Raw genomic sequence first — 16,657 nt, 5'->3', positions numbered from 1 at the left:
GTTCCGGGGTCGCCGGGTCCGGGTCGGGAGTCTCGACAGGTCCGTTCGTGGTCACCGCGCCCGCCGCGCTCACCGCGCCTCCGCCCACGCCGACAAAGCGGCGAACTGTTCGGAGAGCCGGTGCTCGTCGGTCCCGACCGGGTCCTTGAAGAAGAAGCCCAGCCAGCCCAGCGGCCCGGACTCGCCGGCCCGGTGCGCCGCGGCCACGAACCGCGCCAGGTCCAGCACCAGCGGCGCCGCGAGCGACGAGTCGTAGCCGGTCCACGTGAACTGCAGGCTCATCCGCGCGCCGAGGAAGCCCTCGAACGACACGTGGTCCCACGCGATCTTCTGCTCACCCAGGTCCGGCACGTTGTCGATGTGCAGCGGCGCGGTGACGTCGCCGCCCAGCAGGGTCGCCAGTCCCCTGCCCTTGGACGCGAGCTTGCTGCCCGCGTGCTCGGAGTCGGCGAGGGTGAGCCCGTCGCCGCCGCCGAGCAGGTTGGTGCCGGACCACGACCGCACGTTCAGCGCCCTCGCCGCGAACATCGGCGCGAGGGTACTGCGAACGAGGGTCTCGCCCGTCTTGCCGTCGGAGCCCGCGTACGGCAGCCCCTTGGCCCGCGCGAGCTCCTCCAGTGCGGGCAGCCGGATGCTCGTCGACGGGGTGAAGTCGATGAACGGGCTGCCCGACCGCAGTGCCGCGTACGCCGACACGGAGCTCGGCGGCAACACGGTGCGGCCGGGCACCGCCATGGCGGCCTCGAGCGCGGTCAGCGATCCGTGCTCCGGCAGAGCCGGGAACACCGGCTCCGTCGACGACACGTTGACCACCACGACGCGCGCGAGCCCGTTCCGCGCGGCGAACTCGCCGATGTCATCGGCGAGCCGCCGCGCGGCGTCGGCCTGGGAACCCTGGTGGGTCGCCGGGTGGTAACCCGGCCGCACCTCAGCGTCCACATCGGACAGACCTGGGCGGACTGCCTCGAAGACGCGGTGGGGGATCACCCCGGACTCGGTCAGCAGCTCAGCGCGCTTGTCCAGCGCGAGGTCGGCGATGTCGTGCCCGCCGACGTAGAGCTCGTCCCAGCCGGGCAGGCCGAGGTGATCGAACCGGGGCAGCGCACTGACGCAGCCCGTCGGTTCCACCATCCTCGCCCGCAGTGCCAGCAGTCCCGCGATCGCCGTGGTGGCGACCGAACCGCGTGCACCGATCAACCACAACCCTGTGGGTTCCATGGAGCTAGGCCCTTCTAACTCGCGGCGGCCAGTCGTGCGCCACCCTCGATGTGCCCGATCACTGCTTCCGCGTCACGCACGAGCGTGTCGCGGACCTTATTGTCCGGGACCGCTTCGGCCTGGTCGATGAACTTTCGTAGCTCCTTGATCGCCTTGACATCGTTGCCGTTCGCCTCGGCCTTGCGGGCCTTGGAGAGCTGGCCGGACAGGGCCACGTGATCGGTCAGCGTGAGCCGGTTGCTCGCCCTGAACCGGTCGACCAGCTGGCCGATGTCGCGCAGCGACGTCGTCGACGCGAACGTCACCGACTGCTCCGCGGTGTTACCGGCCACGTCCGTCGCGCTCACCGTGAGCGAGTGCAGCCCGAGCGGCAGCTCGTGCAGCGGCACCGTGGTGCCCGACGCGATCGGCTCGTCGTTCAGAGTCGCCGTCTGGCTCGCCAGACCCGACGTCTCGTCACCAGCCAGCCAGGAGACCACCAGGTCAGAGGCATCGCCGTAGACCCGGCCGTCCGCGACACCCGCCACGATCACCGTGGGCTTGGTCGCGTCGATGCTCACCGTCGCGGCCTTGTCCGACTCGACGTTGCCCGCCGCGTCGACCGCCCGGTACAGCAGCGTGTGTTCTCCGTCACCAGTGATCACCACGGGCTCCGAGTACTCGGTCCACTCGCCGCCGTCAAGGCTCCATTCGATGCGCTCGACACCGGAACCCTCGTCGGTGGCCGAGAGCGTCACCGCGACATCACCCTGGTGCCAGCCGCTGCCACCCGGCTCGTCGAACGAGGCCTCGGTGACCGGCGCGGTGGCGTCCAGCTCCTTGATCTGGACGTTGCGGAACGACACGTCGTCCTCATCGCCGTGGTTCTGGATGCCGACGAAGCCCTGGGTCAGGTCCCGCTCCGGGTCAGTGCTCACGAAGTCGTTGATGAGGACGTCGTTGAGGTAGACCTGGATGGTCTGGCCCTGCACCACGATCTCGTAGGCGTTCCACTCACCCGGCGGGTTCAGCGCCGCGTCGCGCGCCTCGAGGTCGGCCGACTGGAACGTGTAGATCGAGCCCGTGGTCCGGTCGTCGGCGTCGGTGGCGTCGATCTGGATCTCGTAGCCCTGGTTGACGGCGATCCACGGGTCGTCGCCCGGGTCCGGGAACCCGACGAAGACGCCCGAGTTGTCGTCGCCCGCCATCTTCCAGTCCATCTTCAGGCTGTAGGCGGCGTACTCCTTGTCGTGCCACCACAGGCCCATGCCGCCGACCGAACGGACGGTGCAGTCGTCCTGCAGTTCGAAGGAACCGGGACCGGCCTGGTTCCAGCCCTCCATGCTCTCGGCCGTGCCGTCGAAGAGCATCGAGTAGCCCTCGTCCGGCTGACCGGGCTCACAGACGGCCGGGCCGCCGGGGTCCGTGACACCCGGACCCTCGAACTGGACGTTGTCGACGTCGAACAGGCTGCCCGAACCCGATCCCTTGAACACCAGGTACAGCGGGTTCGTGCCACCCGGGTCGGTGACCGGGGCCGGAGCGATGTCGGCGTAGTCGTCGAAGCCGCCCGTGTTGGTCACCTCGACGGTCTGCAGCAGCTCACCGTCGACGCCGCCGGAGCGCACCTCGATGGTGCCGCCGTCGCCGCCCGAGGACACGCGGTAGCCGATCGACTCGACGCCGGCCAGGTTCGCCGGGTCGAAGGAGATCCAGTCACCGTCCTCGATGGCACCCACGCGCTTGCCGCCGCTGGCGCCCTCCGCGTCGATGACCTCGACACCCTCGCTCTCGGTGAAGAACTCGGCCTGCTTCAGCTTGGGCTGCAGCGTGACCTGGTCCGAACCGGTCAGCGAGGGCACGTCGCCCGCACCGTTGTCGGTGTAGCTGGCGTCGATGACACCGAAGATGTCCGCGTCCAGACCGTGGCCCTCGTCGGCCGGGGTCTCGATCACGCCCTCACAACCGGTGGCCCTCGACAGCGGGTGGCCGTGGTTGTCGTGGCCGAGGATGTACTCCACGGTCACGCGGGAACAGTCGATCTCGCCGTCCTCGGGGTCGGTCACCGACACCTTGAACGGCACCTTGTCACCGAAGCCGAAGAAGCCGCCGTTCACCGGAGCCTCGATCGTCACCTCCGGCTCCGTGTTGCCCGCGGTCACCACCACGCTCGCCGCGCCGGTGAGACCGCCCTCGTCGGTCACCGCCAGCTTCGCGGTGTAGCGACCGGGTTCGGTGTAGGTGTGGCTGACCGGGCCCGCCTCGGTGGAGTCGGTCGTGCCGTCCCCGTCGAAGTCCCACGCGTAGGTGAGCGCGTCACCGTCGGGGTCGGTGGTGCCCGTCGGGTCGAAGTTCACCTCGAGCGGCGTCTGGCCCGACGTCTTGTCCGACGTGAGGTCGACCCGCGGGGTCCGGTTGCCCTGGGTGTAGTCGATCCGGTACACCGCCGAGTCGTCCGAACCACCGAAGTAGCCGCTGCCGTAGTCCAGCACGTACAGCGAGCCGTCGGGTCCGAACTCGATGTTCATCGGCCTGGTGAGCTGCATCGAGTCGAAGAACGGCTCGATCGCGCCCTCCTCACCGTTCTCGCCGATGTCGATCGTCTTGATCCAGCCGCGGTCCCACTCGTAAGCGAAGTTCTTGCCGTCGTAGGTCTCGGGGAACTTCGTCTCCATGTCGAGTTCGGCGTCGAAGTTGTACGTCGGGCCGCCCATCGGCGACTCGCCGCCGGTACCGAACTCGGGCTTCGAACCGCCGTCGTAGGGAATCCACGCTGCCTGCGAGGGCGGCAGATCGGTGAGACCCGTGTTGTGCGGGCTCTCGTTCTTCGGCGCCGCGCAGTCGAACGCCTCGCCGGACTCGCCGGTCGCGAAGTCGTAGTCGATGTACGGGGTGTTGTCGCCGACGCAGTACGGCCACCCGAAGTTGCCGGGCTCCTTGATCAGGTTGAACTCGACCATGCCCGCGGGGCCGCGGTCCGGGTTCGCCTGGCCCGCGTCGGGACCGTAGTCGCCGAGGTAGATCCAGCCGGTCTCCTTGTCGACCGCGAACCGGAACGGGTTGCGGAAGCCCATCGCGTAGATCTCGGGCTTGGTCTTCTCCGTGCCCTCCGCGAACAGGTTGCCCTCGGGGACCGTGTAGCCGCCGTCCTCACCGACCTTGATGCGCAGCAGCTTGCCCCGCAGGTCGTTGGTGTTGGCGGACGTGCGCTGCGCGTCGAAGACCGGGTTGCGGTCGGCCCGCTCGTCGATCGGCGTGTAGCCATCGGACGAGAACGGGTTCGAGTCGTCCCCTGTGGACAGCAGCAGGTTGCCGTCGGCGTCGAAGTCGATCTCGCCACCGGCGTGGCAGCAGATGCCGCGCTCGGCGGGAACCTGCAGGATCTCCTGCTCGCTCTCCAGGTCGAGGACACCGTCGTCGCTCAGCTGGTACCGCGACAGCTGGTTGTAGCCGAGGTAGGGCTCGAAGTCCTCCGGAGTGCCGTTCTCCGGCGCGTCACCGGGAGGGGTGTCCAGCGGCGGGGCGTAGTAGACGTAGACCCAGTTGTTGTTCTCGAAGTCCGGGTCCACCGCGATGCCCTGCAGACCGTCCTCGTCGTGGCTGTAGACGGGGATGGTCGCGGCCACCGTGGTCGTCGCCTCCGGCGTGGTCACGAAGACGCGGCCGTCGCGCGAGGTGTGCAGCACGCGCCGGTCCGGCAGCACCGCCATGGCGATGGGCTCACCGGTCACGGACTCGCCCTGCGCCAAGGTGATCTGGTCGAAGTCCTCGTCGTTCGGGACCTCACCACCCGGGTCCTCGTTCGAGCAGTTGCCGTCGGCCTCGCCCGCCGCGTAGCGGATGCCGCCGAGCAGGTGCTGGCGGAACTCGGGCTCGTCGTAGGACTCGACGGTGTGCCCGCCACCGGTGTACCAGGCGCGGCCACCGCTGTTCTCGTGACACCAGGAGATGGGGTGGTCGCCCATGGCGCCGTCACCCGGGTCGTAGCTCTCCTCGTCGAGCGAGGCGAGCACGTGGACGTCCTGCCTGGGGTTGTCGCGGTAGTTGTACCACTCGTCGGTGCGGTTCCACTGCTCCGGCAGGTCCACTGTGGACGGGTGCTCGTGGTCCTCGACGTTGACCGTGGCTTCCTGGATCTGGGGGTGCGAGTCGAACCACGCTCCCACCAGATCGCCGTACCAGGGCCAGTCGTACTCGGTGTCGGACGCGGCGTGCACGCCGGCGTATCCGCCACCGCCCTCGACGTAGCGCTCGAACGCACCCTGCTGCTCGTCGTTCAGCACGTCGCCCGTGGTCGACAACCACACCACGGCGTCGTAGCCGGCGAGGTTGTCATCGGTGAACGCCGCGGAGTCCTCGGTCGCGTCAACGGTGAAACCGTTCGCTTCCCCCAGTTCCTGAATGGCGGCGATGCCCGTGGGGATCGAGTCGTGCCTGAAGCCCTCCGTCTTCGAGAAGACGAGGACACTTGCGTTGCCGTGCTCTGGCGGCTGCTGGCCGGTCTCGGCGGCCGACGCGGTGACCGCGAGACCACCGAGACCGGTGCAGGCAGCGAGGGTGGCGGCGCCGAAGCGCCACCAATTTCGGGGAGATCGGGGACGGGACGGGGTACTACTGCTTCGTCGCACTGGTACCTTTCCTTGTTCGACCGGCGGGGAGAGTTGCCTAGGTCGGGCTGACTTCCACCTGCTTCCAGCGCGACGCCTCGGACGCGCTGTCTTCCACCGCCTCGAGCACCTGCTGTACGCGCAGGCCGTCGGCGAAGCTCGGTTCTGGCGACTGTCCACTGCCGATCGCCCTCAGAAGGTCGGCGATCTCATGGGTGAACGTGTGCTCGTAGCCGAGGCCGTGCCCCGGCGGCCACCACGCGCCCACATAGGGGTGGTCGGGTTCGGTGGCGACGATGCGGCGGAAACCCGCGGTCTCGCCGGACTCGTCACCGTCGTAGAACCACAATTCGTTCATCGACTCGAAGTCGAACGCGAGGCTGCCCCTCGAACCGTTGACCTCGATGCGCATCGCGTTCTTGCGGCCCAGCGCGTACCGGGTCGCCTCGAACGTCGCGATCGCGCCGGAGGACAGGCGTCCGTGGAACACCGCGCAGTCGTCGACCGTCACGGACTCGGAGGCACCGTTCTCACCGGGACGCGAGCGCACGAAGGTCTCCGTGAGACCCGCGACGCCGGTGATCACCTCACCGGTGACGAACTGTGTGGCGTCCACGATGTGCGCGCCGATGTCGCCCAGCGAGCCGGAACCGGCCTGTTCCTTGCGCAGCCGCCACGTCATGGGCGACGTCTCGTCGGAGAGCCAGTCCTGCAGGTACACGGCCCGCACGTGGCGCAGCTGCCCGAGCCTGCCCTCGGCGACGAGCTTGCGGGCCAGTGCCAGCGCGGGAACCCTGCGGTAGTTGAAGGCCACCATCGACCGCACGCCCTTCGCGTCGGCGCGAGCGGCGGCCTCGGCCATCCGCTGCGCCTCGGCGACGGTGTTGGCGAGGGGCTTCTCGCACAGCACGTGCTTGCCCGCCTCCAACGCGGCGATCGCGATCTCGGCGTGCGTGTCGCCGGGCGTGCAGATGTCGACCAGGTCGACGTCGTCACGCTCGATGATCGCGCGCCAGTCGGTGGCCACCGAGTCCCAGCCGAACCGGTCGGCGGCCACCTTGGCCCGCTGCTCGTCGCGCCCGCCGAGCACCACCATGCGCGGGGTCAGCGGGACGTCGAAGAAGCGATGAACGTTGCGCCATGCCTGCGAGTGGACCGCTCCCATGAAGGAGTGCCCGATCATGGCGATGCCGAGCGACTGTGCACCTTCGGTCACGAGTCGAACCCGACGTCCATGTAGCTGTCCACGTTCTCCCTGGTGACGACCGCCGAGTAGGTCGTCAGCATGGCCGGGACCTCGTGCTCGGCCAGGTCGCCGAGGCCCTTGTTCTGGCCCAGCAGGCGCGCCATGCCGATCGCCGAGGACGCCATCGACGGGCTGTAGAGCACCGTGGCCTTGACCGGGCCGGAGTCGGCCTTGATCAGGTCCATCATGTTGCGCGACCCGGCGCCACCGACCATGAAGAAGTCGGTGCGGCCCGAGTTCTCGATGGCGGCGACCACGCCGATGCCCTGGTCGTCGTCGTGGTTCCACAGCGCGTTCAGGTTCTGCGCGCCCTGCAGCAGGTTGGAGGTCCGGGCCTCGCCCGACTCCGGCGTGAACTCCGCCGAGACCCGCGGGCCGACGTCGAAGCCGTGCCGCCGCAACGCGTCCCGGAAGCCCTGGCTGCGCTCCTGCGTCAGCGGGAGCGAGTCGATGCCGGCGACCTCGCCGATCACCGGGTTGTTCACGTTGTCCTGCTTGAGCCGCTCGGCGATGTAGTTGGCGGCGTTGACGCCCATGCGGTAGTTGTCGCCGCCGATCCAGGTGCGGTACGCGAGCGGGGAGTCGAACACCCGGTCCACGTTGACGACCGGGATCCCGGCGTCCATGGCCTGCTGGCCGGCCTGGGTGAGCGCCTTGCCGTCGAAGGGCAGGATCACCAGCACGTCGACACCCGCGTTGATGAGCTGCTCGACCTGCGCGATCTGCTGGTTGACGTCGTTGGTGCCCTCGGTGGCGTTGAGCGTGACGTCGGAGAACTGCTCGGCGGCCGCCCTGGCGTTGATCGTCATGGCCGCCATCCAGCCGTGGTCGGCGGCGGGAGCCGAGAAGCCGACGGTCACCGGCTCACCGGGCTCGGCGTTGTCGCCCTGCGCCATGTTCTCCTGCTGCGGGTCGCTCTGCTGCTCGGGCTCGTTCGACGTGCAGCCCACCAGCACGGCGCCGGCACCGAGCCCGGCGGCGCCGAGGAGGAATCCGCGTCGCGCTAAGTTGGTCTGGATCATGACTGGCTCCCGGTGGCTTGAGTGGGTTGCGGGCCTGGTTCTGATGTCGCTGGTTTGCGCTTGCGTCGCCTCGACGTGGTTTGCTGCAGCAGCACGGCGGCGACGATGATCGCGCCCTGTGCGATGTTCTGGATGTCGGTGTCGAGGTTGTTCTGCGTGAAGATGTTGCGCAGCACGGTGAAGATCAGGACGCCGATGAGCGTGCCGATCAGGCTTCCCCTGCCGCCCGAGAGCAACGTGCCGCCGATGACGACCGCGGCGATGGCGTCGAGCTCGTAGAACAGTCCGTTGGTCGAGGCGCCGGACGTCGTACGCGCGACGACCATGATCGCGGCGATGCCGCAGCACAGGCCGCTGATGCCGTAGACAAGCGCGGTGTGGCGCTTCACGTTGATGCCCGACAGGCGCGCGGCCTCGGCGTTGCCGCCGATCGCGAAGGTCCGCCTGCCGAAGGTCGTGCGGTTGAGCACGATCCAGCCGACCACGAACACCAGCGCGAGCACGATCACCAGCACGGGGATGCCGAGGAACGACGCGCGGAAGAACTCGGTGAAGCCGGTCTCGGTGACCACCTGGGTGCGGCGGTCGGACAGGCGCTCCGCCAGTCCCCTCGCCGACACCATCATCGCCAGCGTCATGATGAACGCCACGACCTTGCCGTAGGAGATCAGAACTCCGTTGACCAGGCCGCAACCGAGGCCGACGAGCAAGGCGCACAGCACCATCACGAACGGTCCGTACGACTGGGTGGCGAGTGTCGTCATCCACACGCTGGAGAGCGCGACGATCGAACCGACCGAGAGGTCGATACCTCCCGCGATGATCACGAACGTCATGCCGACGCTCACCACACCGATCGCCGCGGCCAACCGCAGCATGGTGGAGAGGTTCTCCTGCGTCGGGAACGTCTCGGGGCGCGTGATGATACCGATGACGCACAGCAGGATCAGTACACCGAGCAGGCCGAGCAGCCGGACGTCGAGGCGCAACGAGCGGCGCAACGCGCTCGCGGTGGACGAGGCCACCGGCGGTGTGTCGAGTGCCTTGGTCATGCGGCACTCCCTTCCATAACCATGTCCAGCACGTCACCTTCCGTGAGTTCAGCCGCGGGCCGGTCGGCCAGCACGTCGCCCTCGCGCAGCACGAGCACCCGGTCGGAGAGCCCGAGGACCTCCGGGATCTCGCTGGACACCAGGACGATCGCGACGCCGGTCGCGGCGAGTTCGTGAATGAGCCGGTACAGCTCGGCGCGGGCGCCGACGTCGACACCGCGAGTGGGCTCGTCGAGCAGCAGGACCCGGCAGCCGTGCACGAGCCAGCGCGCCACGACCGCCTTCTGCTGGTTGCCGCCGGACAACGTGCGCACCAGGCGCCACGGGTCCGCGGGCCGCAGATCCAGCCGCTCCAATGTGGACAACGAGTCCTTGGTCTCCCTGGACCGCTGCGTGAACCCGACGGTGCTGTAGTCGTCCAGGCTCGCGAGCGTGACGTTGTGCGTCACCGACATGTCGAGCAGCAGCGCCTGGCTCTTGCGCTCCTCCGGTGCGAGTCCCACGCCGGCCTTGACCGCCGCGGCCACACTGCCGGAGCGCAGTCGCTTGCCGTCGACCGAGACCGTGCCCGCGTCGGCACCGCGCGCGCCGAAGATCGTCTCCAGCACCTCGCTGCGCCCCGCGCCGACCAGTCCGGCCAGGCCCACGATCTCGCCCGCCCGGACGGAGAACGAGACGTCGCGGAACTCACCGTCGCGGCGCAGGTCGCGCACGTCGAGCACCGTGTCGCCGAACTCGACGGCGGCCGCTCCCGCCTCGCGGAACGCGGTCTGAACCTTGCGGCCCGCCATCAGGTCCACCAGCTCCGACGTCGACGACTCGCGCGCGTCGAGGTTGGCCGACACCGTGCGGCCGTCCTTGATCACCGTGACCCGGTGGCCGATGCGGCGAAGCTCCTCGAGCCGGTGGGAGATGTAGACCACCGCGACGCCCGAGGCCGTCAGCTCGGTGATGATGCGGAAGAGGTTGTCCACCTCGTCGCTCGCCAGCGCCGCGGTGGGCTCGTCGGCGACGATCAGCTTGGCGTCGTGCGCCAGCGCCCTCGCCATCGAGACCAGCTGCTGGCCTGCCGCCGACAGCTCACCGACCTCCTCGTCGGGCGAGATCTCGGCGTGCCCCAGCCGCTCGAACAGCTTCGCGGTCTCCGCGCGCGCCGCGGCGGGCCGCGTGAAGCCGTACCGCGCCCGCTCGTGACCGAGGAAGATGTTCTCCGCCACCGACAGGGTCGGGATCAGGTCCAGTTCCTGGTACATCGTGGCGATGCCGAGCTTGAGCGCCGCGACCGGCGAGGGCAGCGTCACTCGCTCGCCGTTCCAGACGATCTCGCCGCCGTCGGGCTGGTGTGCACCGGCCAGTGTCTTGATGAGCGTCGACTTGCCCGCGCCGTTCTGGCCGAGCAGACAGTGCACCTCGCCCGCCTTGACCTCCAGGTCGACGCCGTCGAGTGCCCGAACGCCGGGAAAGGTCTTGACGATGCCGCGCATGGCGAGCAGAGGCTTCGCGTCCTCGTCAGCGCTCACCGCGTGCAGACTTAAATCCACATCAGCCCCACTTCCTCCTTTGACATGCAAAAGTAGAGTGACCCACAACACCCGTCAAGGTGAAGTTGCACGCTCGTAAACAACTACTTCGCGTAGTCGCCCGGACAAAACGGGCGCGACCAGGTGAAAGATCGGTGGCGAGGGCGCCGCTGTGACATGTCCGGACCTCGTTCACGACGGCGTTCGGAGTCCGCGAAGGTGCCACCCGGGCCGAGCCACGTCGGCGACACACGCCGGAAACGCGCCCGGCTCAGGCGCTCGGCAGCGTGTTCGGGTGGGGGTTGTGCGGGATCGGGCCAGAGCCGCGGTCCCGCCGGATGCGCGCGCCCGCGGACGTCACCGCGGGCCGGAGGGTGCGCCCCGGCGCACGGCGTGGCGCGCGCCAGGGCGACTCGACGTCAGGGAGTGGGAGGGGCGCAGTTCGGCGGCTCGGTGGTCTCGTCAGGGTCCTCGGTCTCGTCCGAGTCCGTCGAGTCGTCCGACTTCGTGGTCGCGGCCGACAGGGCCTGCGGCGACTGAGGGGCCGACCCGTCGGTGGTTTCCGTCGACTCGGTGTCCTCCGGGTCCGGTGTCTCGCACGTCGGCGGCTCGCTGGTCCCGGGCGGAGTGCCGTCTGTCGGCGGCGTGGTGCCGGGCGGGGTCGTTCCCGGCGGGGTCGTTCCCGGCGGGGTCGTTCCCGGCGGGGTCGTCGGCGGTGTTGTCGTCGGCGGCGGCGTGGTGCCGGGTGGGTTGCCGCTCCCCGGCGGGTTACCGGTCTCCGGCGGATTGCCCGTCCCCGGCGGGTTGCCGCTCTCCGGCGGGTTGCCGCTCTCCGGCGGATTGCCCGTCCCCGGCGGATTACCGGTCCCCGGCGGATTGCCGGTCTCGGGCGGCAGGGTCCCCGGCGGCTGAACGGTGCCCGGCAGCTCCGGCTGGTTGGGCGGGCCTGGCTTGTCCGGCGTGCCGGGCGGCTTGCTGGAGGTGGGCGGGTTGGTCGCGCCGGGGGCCGGCCTCACGGCAGGGGCCTTCGGTGCCTGCCCGCCGGGCCGGGGCGCGCGGTCGAACCGAGGTGTGGGCCCGCCGTCGGCGAGAACGACCTCGCCGGGTGTGCCCTCGGTCGGCGTGACACCGCCCGCGTACAGGTTCGCCCAGAGCAGCACCGAGCGCACGTACGAGTCGGACTGGTTGTACCGGAACACGGCCCGCGCCCGGTCCTGCGGATCGCGCAGGTCGCCACCGCCCGCGCACAGGTACCTACCGGCGGAGACCGTGGCGTCGTAGATGTTGTGCGGATCCGCCACGCCGTCGCCGTCGCCGTCGGTGGCGTAGGCGCTCCACGTGGTGGGGATGAACTGCATGGGCCCGACGGCCCTGTCCCAGGTCGAGTCGCCGTCGAGGGCGCCTCCGTCGCTGTCGCGGATCGCGGCGAAGGCGCCCGCGCCGTTGAGCTGCGGCCCGAGGATCGGGGTGAGCGTGCGGCCGTCCGCGCCGACGTTGCCGCCGCTGGCGTGGCCGGACTCGATCTTGCCGATGCCCGCGAGCAGGCTCCAGTCGATGTTGCAGCCGGGGTTCAGGCCCGCGAGCGTGCGCTCCGCGTCGCGGTAAGCCTTGAGCACCGCGCCGGGGATGCCGAGCGAGCCGGTGCCCGACGCGCCCGTGGCACGCGTGCCGTCGGGCAGTTCGGGAATGGGCACACCGAGCGGAGCGCCGTCCCTGGACAGCGCGAGTGGATCACCGGCGTCGGCGAGGATCTGCGGGCTGAGCTCTCGCTGTTCGGGCACCTTTCCACCGGCACCGAAGGGGTCCTGCGCGTCGTCCGCCGCCATCGGCAGCAACATCGAGCCGCCGCCGACGAACGGCACGAACGCCAGTGACACGGCCGCCAGCGAGGCCACCCGTGCTCTGCGCGCGTTGGCGCGTCCACGGCGCGCGGCAGCCCTGCGCTGCGATCGGTGCATGCTGTTCTCCCCTTCGAACGTCGTCGGCCGAACGAGCCGCCGGCTCCGTCCGCCCGCGCCGGCACCAGGATTGTCACCCCGGCCGACACCACGATGAATCCGCCGAATGCCAGGGCCAGCCTGCCCCATGTACCGCCGTTTTGGCTACGGCCAAAATGGGCAAAAGGATCTCCGCACCGGATCTTGACCCGAGAGCGACGAGGCTCGCGTGGGATCGCGCGCGAACCGAAAGCACCGGCGCTTTCCCTGGCACACCGGGGTTTCGAGGGTCCGGACCGCCGCCCGCCACGGCGGCGGGAAAACCGGCGGCCCGACCAAGCGCGACCAGGCCGGTTGAAACACCGCGGACGCCCCAAGATCCTCCGACGGCCCGATGAACGGAACCACAACCACACCAGTCCAACCCCTGAACCTTGCCGCACCAACCACCCCGCGAGTCCCCCACTCCAGCACGCGAGTCCCCCGCTCAGGTGCGCGAGTTCCCCGCTCCTGCACGCGAGGTGCGCACTCCCGGTAGCGAGCGACACAGTCCGGGGCCGAGTTCGCGCCCGGATGGCTCGACGAACGGCCACGTGGCCGCGGAAACCCGTCCACCACGCGGATACCGACAACGGCAAGATGACGACATGGCCCGGATTCGCGATGTTGTGTTCGACTGCCGACACGCCGCCTCGTTGGCCCGTTTCTGGGCGGCCGCACTGGACGAGCACCGGGTCGCACCGTACGACGACGCCGAACTGGAACGCCTGCGCGGCCTCGGCATCACCAGCACCGAGGACGATCCGACCGTTCTGGTCGAACCCCCGCAGCGGACGCGGCCCCGCCTGTTCTTCAACACGGTTCCCGAAAGCCGGTCAGTGAAGAACCGAGTGCACCTCGACCTCGACACCGACGACCTCGACGCCGAGGTCGCCAGGCTGACCGCGCTCGGAGCGACGGTCCTCACCGAGCACGAGGGTCACGTCGTACTGGCCGACCCCGAGGGCAACGAGTTCTGCGTGATGGAATGACACGGCACCACACACGGGTTTGACACGACGACGACCGCCCGCCGACCGGTGTGACCGGCCCGCGAACGGCCGACTCGTCATCCACACCGCAGGACTCGCGGTCCCGAACGCGGGACTCGCAGTCTGGAGTGCACGACACGCTCACCGAGCGGGCAACTCGCAGTCCGGAGTGCAGGACTCGCGGCGCCGAGCGCGCAACTCGCGCGCGGGAACGGGAGACTCGCGCGCCTGGACGGGGAACTCGCGCGCCCCAGCGGGGGACTCGCGCGGCGGGGGCCCTGCCTACATGTTGATCATGTGGCCCGCCAGGCCGTGGATGGCTTCCTTCACCGCTTCGCCCAGGGTCGGGTGGGCGTGGACGTTGCGGGCCACCTCGTGCACGGTCAGGTCCCACTGCTGCGCCAGGGTCAGCTCAGGCAGGAGCTCGGTGACCTCGGGGCCGATCAGGTGGCCGCCCAGCAGCTCGCCGTACTTGCCGTCGCTGATGATCTTCGCGAAGCCCACCGTGTCGGCGAGCCCGTGGGCCTTGCCGTTGGCACTGAACGGGAACTTCGCCACCTGCACGTCGTAGCCCTCGGCGCGCGCCTGCTCCTCCGTGAGCCCGAAGCTCGCGATCTGCGGCTGGCAGTACGTCGCCCTCGGGATCATGCGGTAGTCGAGCTCCATCGTCTCGGCGTCGGCGATGGTCTCGGCCGCCAGGATCGCCATCGACTCGGCCGCGTGCGCGAGCATCAGCTTGGCCGTCACGTCACCGATCGCGAAGATGTGCGACACGCTGGTACGGCACCGCGAGTCGACGTCGATCGCGCCGCGCTCGGTGAGTGCCACACCGGTGTTCTCGAGCCCGAAACCGTCCACATTGGGCTGGAAGCCCATGGCCTGCAGCACTTTGCCGGCCTCGAGCACCTGCTGCTCGCCGTCGGTGGAGACGGTGACGCGCACGCCGTCGGCGTTCTCCTCGATGGCCTCCACGCGGGTGGACGTGAGCACGTCGATGCCGAGCCTGCGGTAGCGCCGCGCCAGCTCGGCCGACACCTCCTCGTCCTCGAGCGGCACCACGCGGTCGAGGAACTCGACGATGGTCACCTTCACGCCGTAGTTGTGCAGCACGTAGGCGAACTCGACGCCGATCGCTCCCGCGCCCGCGATCACGATGCTGTCCGGCAACTCGGAGGCGAGGATCTGCTCCTCGTAGGTCACCACGCGCTCGCTCACCGCCGTGCCGGGCAGCAGCTTGGGCGTGGCGCCCGAGGCGATGATGCAGTGGTCGAACGTCACGGTCTCGACCTCGCCGTCGGCGCGCCGGACCTCGATCGCCTTGTCGCTCGTGAAGGTGCCGCGGCCATCGAGCTGGGTGATGGCGTTCTTCTTCATCAGGTAGTGAACGCCCTTGACCCGGCCGTCGGCCACCTTGCGACTGCGCTGGTACGCGGCCTGGTAGTCGAACGACACCTCGCCGTTCACCTGAATGCCGAAGGTGCGGGCCTCGGTGGTGAACAGGTGGGCCAGCTCCGCATTGCGCAGCAACGCCTTCGACGGGATGCAGCCGACGTTGAGGCACACCCCGCCCCAGTAGCGCTCCTCGATGATGGCGGTGTCGTACCCGAGCTGTGCCGCACGGACGGCGGCGGTGTACCCGCCGGGACCCGCACCCAGCACCACGACGTCGAAGTGTTCGCTCATGGCCGCGATTATGCCTTCACGAGGTCGGGCGGCGGGTCCTCCCCGCGCACCTCCGCGAGCAGCGAGGTGACCGCCGCCATGATCCGTTGCGTGGCCTCGCGCTGCTGCGTGGCCGTGGGCCGCTCGGACACCAGGTCCGAGAGATCCACCGGTGGCCCGGCCAGCAGTTCCACCCTGCGCCGCGGGAACACGCGGGGCAGCCGGGCGCCCACGGGCAGCACGTGGTGCGAGCCCCAGCACGCCAGTGGCACCACCGGCGCACCCGTGGTGAGCGCGACCCGCGCGAGACCGGTCTTGGCCTTCATCGGCCACTCGTCGTCGCGGTCGGAGAACGTGCCCTCGGGGAACACGACCACGCAGTCGCCCTCCCGCACCGCCGAGACGGTGTCGCGGAACGACTCCAGCGCGCTCGCTTTGCCGCGGTTGACGGCGATGTGCCTGCCCGAGGTCATCACGTTGCGCACCACGGGCACCTTCCACAGTCCCGACTTCGCGAAGAACCGCGGCACCCGGCCGCCCATCAGGCAGGCGGCCGTGATCATGACCGGGTCCGCGTACGAGAGGTGGTTGCTCGCCACGAGCACGCCGCCCTCGCGGGGAATGTGGTGTGCGCCGGTGACCCGGTACCGGGTACCGAGTGCCAGAAACGGTGCGAGCACGTCGATCGCGAGCCCGAACCACCGTCCCCTGCCGGTACGGGGAAACCGGCGCAGTGCGGTCAGCGGTCGGAGTCGACTTCCTTCGGCCACCCCGCGAGATCCCGGACCAGCCGCTGTGCCCTGATCAGCCCCGGCAGTTCCGCGGGGTTCAGTTCCCCCCGCTCCGCCTGGTGCTCCGCCTCGGCCAGCTTCGCCAGCAGACCGGCGACGTCGACGTTCGACTGCTGCCCCATATCTTTCTGTCCCTTCGTCGAAGCTCAGGCCACACGCTCCAGCACCACGACCGGGATGTTCCGGTCGGTCTTCTTCTGATAGTCATCGTAGGAGGGCCAGACCGCCGCCATCTTCGGCCACAGCACGGCCTTCTCCCGCTCGCCGGCGATGCGCGCCTTCGCGGTGAACTTGTCGGCCTTGACCTGCACCTTCACGTCGGGGTTCGCGACGAGGTTGTGGTACCAGCCCGGGTGCTCGTCGGCGCCGCCCTTGGACGCGACGATCACGTAGGCGCCGTCGTGCTCCTGGTAGATCAGAGCGAACTTGCGCTCCTTGCCGGTTTTGCGGCCGGTCGTCGTCAGGATCAGGATCGGGGCGCCGTTCTCCCAGTCGTGGCCGACCTCGCCGTCGGTCTCCTCGTAACGGCGGACGTGCTCATCTCCGAACAGCATCGGTCAGTCTTCCCTTCCTCGGATACCCGCTCACCCTA

The 16,657-nt window shown here is 69.5% G+C and carries 12 protein-coding genes; 1 reads left to right on the top strand and 11 read right to left on the bottom strand.

What is annotated here, in order from left to right:
* Window positions 1–69 precede the first annotated feature (69 nt).
* The 7 genes from JHE00_RS18235 to JHE00_RS18205 all read right to left on the bottom strand — a co-directional run bounded on the left by JHE00_RS18235 (window position 70) and on the right by JHE00_RS18205 (window position 12,602).
* Window positions 70–1,218: an inositol-3-phosphate synthase gene (locus tag JHE00_RS18235; protein WP_200319571.1), complete on the bottom strand. Its 1,149-nt coding sequence runs from the start codon at window positions 1,216–1,218 to the stop codon at window positions 70–72.
* 14 nt (window positions 1,219–1,232) lie between these two features.
* Window positions 1,233–5,825: a ThuA domain-containing protein gene (locus JHE00_RS18230; RefSeq protein WP_200319569.1), complete on the bottom strand. Its 4,593-nt coding sequence runs from the start codon at window positions 5,823–5,825 to the stop codon at window positions 1,233–1,235.
* A gap of 37 nt (window positions 5,826–5,862) precedes the next feature.
* Window positions 5,863–7,020 (bottom strand): Gfo/Idh/MocA family protein, encoded by a 1,158-nt coding sequence (locus JHE00_RS18225; RefSeq protein WP_307831994.1) that lies wholly within the window; start codon window positions 7,018–7,020, stop codon window positions 5,863–5,865.
* Window positions 7,017–8,072, bottom strand: a complete 1,056-nt coding sequence (locus JHE00_RS18220) for a substrate-binding domain-containing protein (RefSeq protein ID WP_200319567.1) — start codon at window positions 8,070–8,072, stop codon at window positions 7,017–7,019. Before JHE00_RS18220 ends, JHE00_RS18225 begins: the two co-directional genes overlap by 4 nt.
* Window positions 8,069–9,124, bottom strand: a complete 1,056-nt coding sequence (locus tag JHE00_RS18215) for an ABC transporter permease (RefSeq protein ID WP_200319565.1) — start codon at window positions 9,122–9,124, stop codon at window positions 8,069–8,071. Before JHE00_RS18215 ends, JHE00_RS18220 begins: the two co-directional genes overlap by 4 nt.
* Window positions 9,121–10,608, bottom strand: a complete 1,488-nt coding sequence (locus tag JHE00_RS18210; RefSeq protein WP_200320374.1) for a sugar ABC transporter ATP-binding protein — start codon at window positions 10,606–10,608, stop codon at window positions 9,121–9,123. Before JHE00_RS18210 ends, JHE00_RS18215 begins: the two co-directional genes overlap by 4 nt.
* Before the next feature lie 455 nt (window positions 10,609–11,063).
* On the bottom strand, window positions 11,064–12,602 hold the full coding sequence (locus tag JHE00_RS18205; protein ID WP_200319563.1) for a lytic murein transglycosylase: 1,539 nt from the start codon (window positions 12,600–12,602) through the stop codon (window positions 11,064–11,066).
* A gap of 626 nt (window positions 12,603–13,228) precedes the next feature.
* On the opposite strand from JHE00_RS18205, the gene JHE00_RS18200 reads away from it, so the two are divergent.
* Window positions 13,229–13,612 (top strand): VOC family protein, encoded by a 384-nt coding sequence (locus tag JHE00_RS18200; RefSeq protein WP_200319561.1) that lies wholly within the window; start codon window positions 13,229–13,231, stop codon window positions 13,610–13,612.
* A gap of 282 nt (window positions 13,613–13,894) precedes the next feature.
* On the opposite strand, the gene lpdA is transcribed toward JHE00_RS18200, so the two are convergent.
* From lpdA to JHE00_RS18180, 4 genes are read right to left on the bottom strand one after another with little or no spacing between them, the layout of a single operon-like run.
* Entirely contained in the window at window positions 13,895–15,295 is a 1,401-nt protein-coding gene (gene lpdA, locus JHE00_RS18195; protein WP_200319559.1) for a dihydrolipoyl dehydrogenase, read from the bottom strand.
* 8 nt (window positions 15,296–15,303) lie between these two features.
* Window positions 15,304–16,044, bottom strand: a complete 741-nt coding sequence (locus JHE00_RS18190) for a lysophospholipid acyltransferase family protein (RefSeq protein WP_307831993.1) — start codon at window positions 16,042–16,044, stop codon at window positions 15,304–15,306.
* Window positions 16,014–16,187: a hypothetical protein gene (locus JHE00_RS18185; RefSeq protein ID WP_200319557.1), complete on the bottom strand. Its 174-nt coding sequence runs from the start codon at window positions 16,185–16,187 to the stop codon at window positions 16,014–16,016. Before JHE00_RS18185 ends, JHE00_RS18190 begins: the two co-directional genes overlap by 31 nt.
* Before the next feature lie 24 nt (window positions 16,188–16,211).
* Window positions 16,212–16,619, bottom strand: a complete 408-nt coding sequence (locus JHE00_RS18180) for a nitroreductase family deazaflavin-dependent oxidoreductase (protein ID WP_200319555.1) — start codon at window positions 16,617–16,619, stop codon at window positions 16,212–16,214.
* Between the last annotated feature and the right edge of the window lie 38 nt (window positions 16,620–16,657).

The organism is Prauserella cavernicola, from assembly GCF_016595675.1.
In the GTDB taxonomy this organism is placed as follows: domain Bacteria; phylum Actinomycetota; class Actinomycetes; order Mycobacteriales; family Pseudonocardiaceae; genus Prauserella_A; species Prauserella_A cavernicola.
Note: the sequence above shows the minus strand (reverse complement) of the source record. Positions and strands in the feature narration are given on the sequence as shown.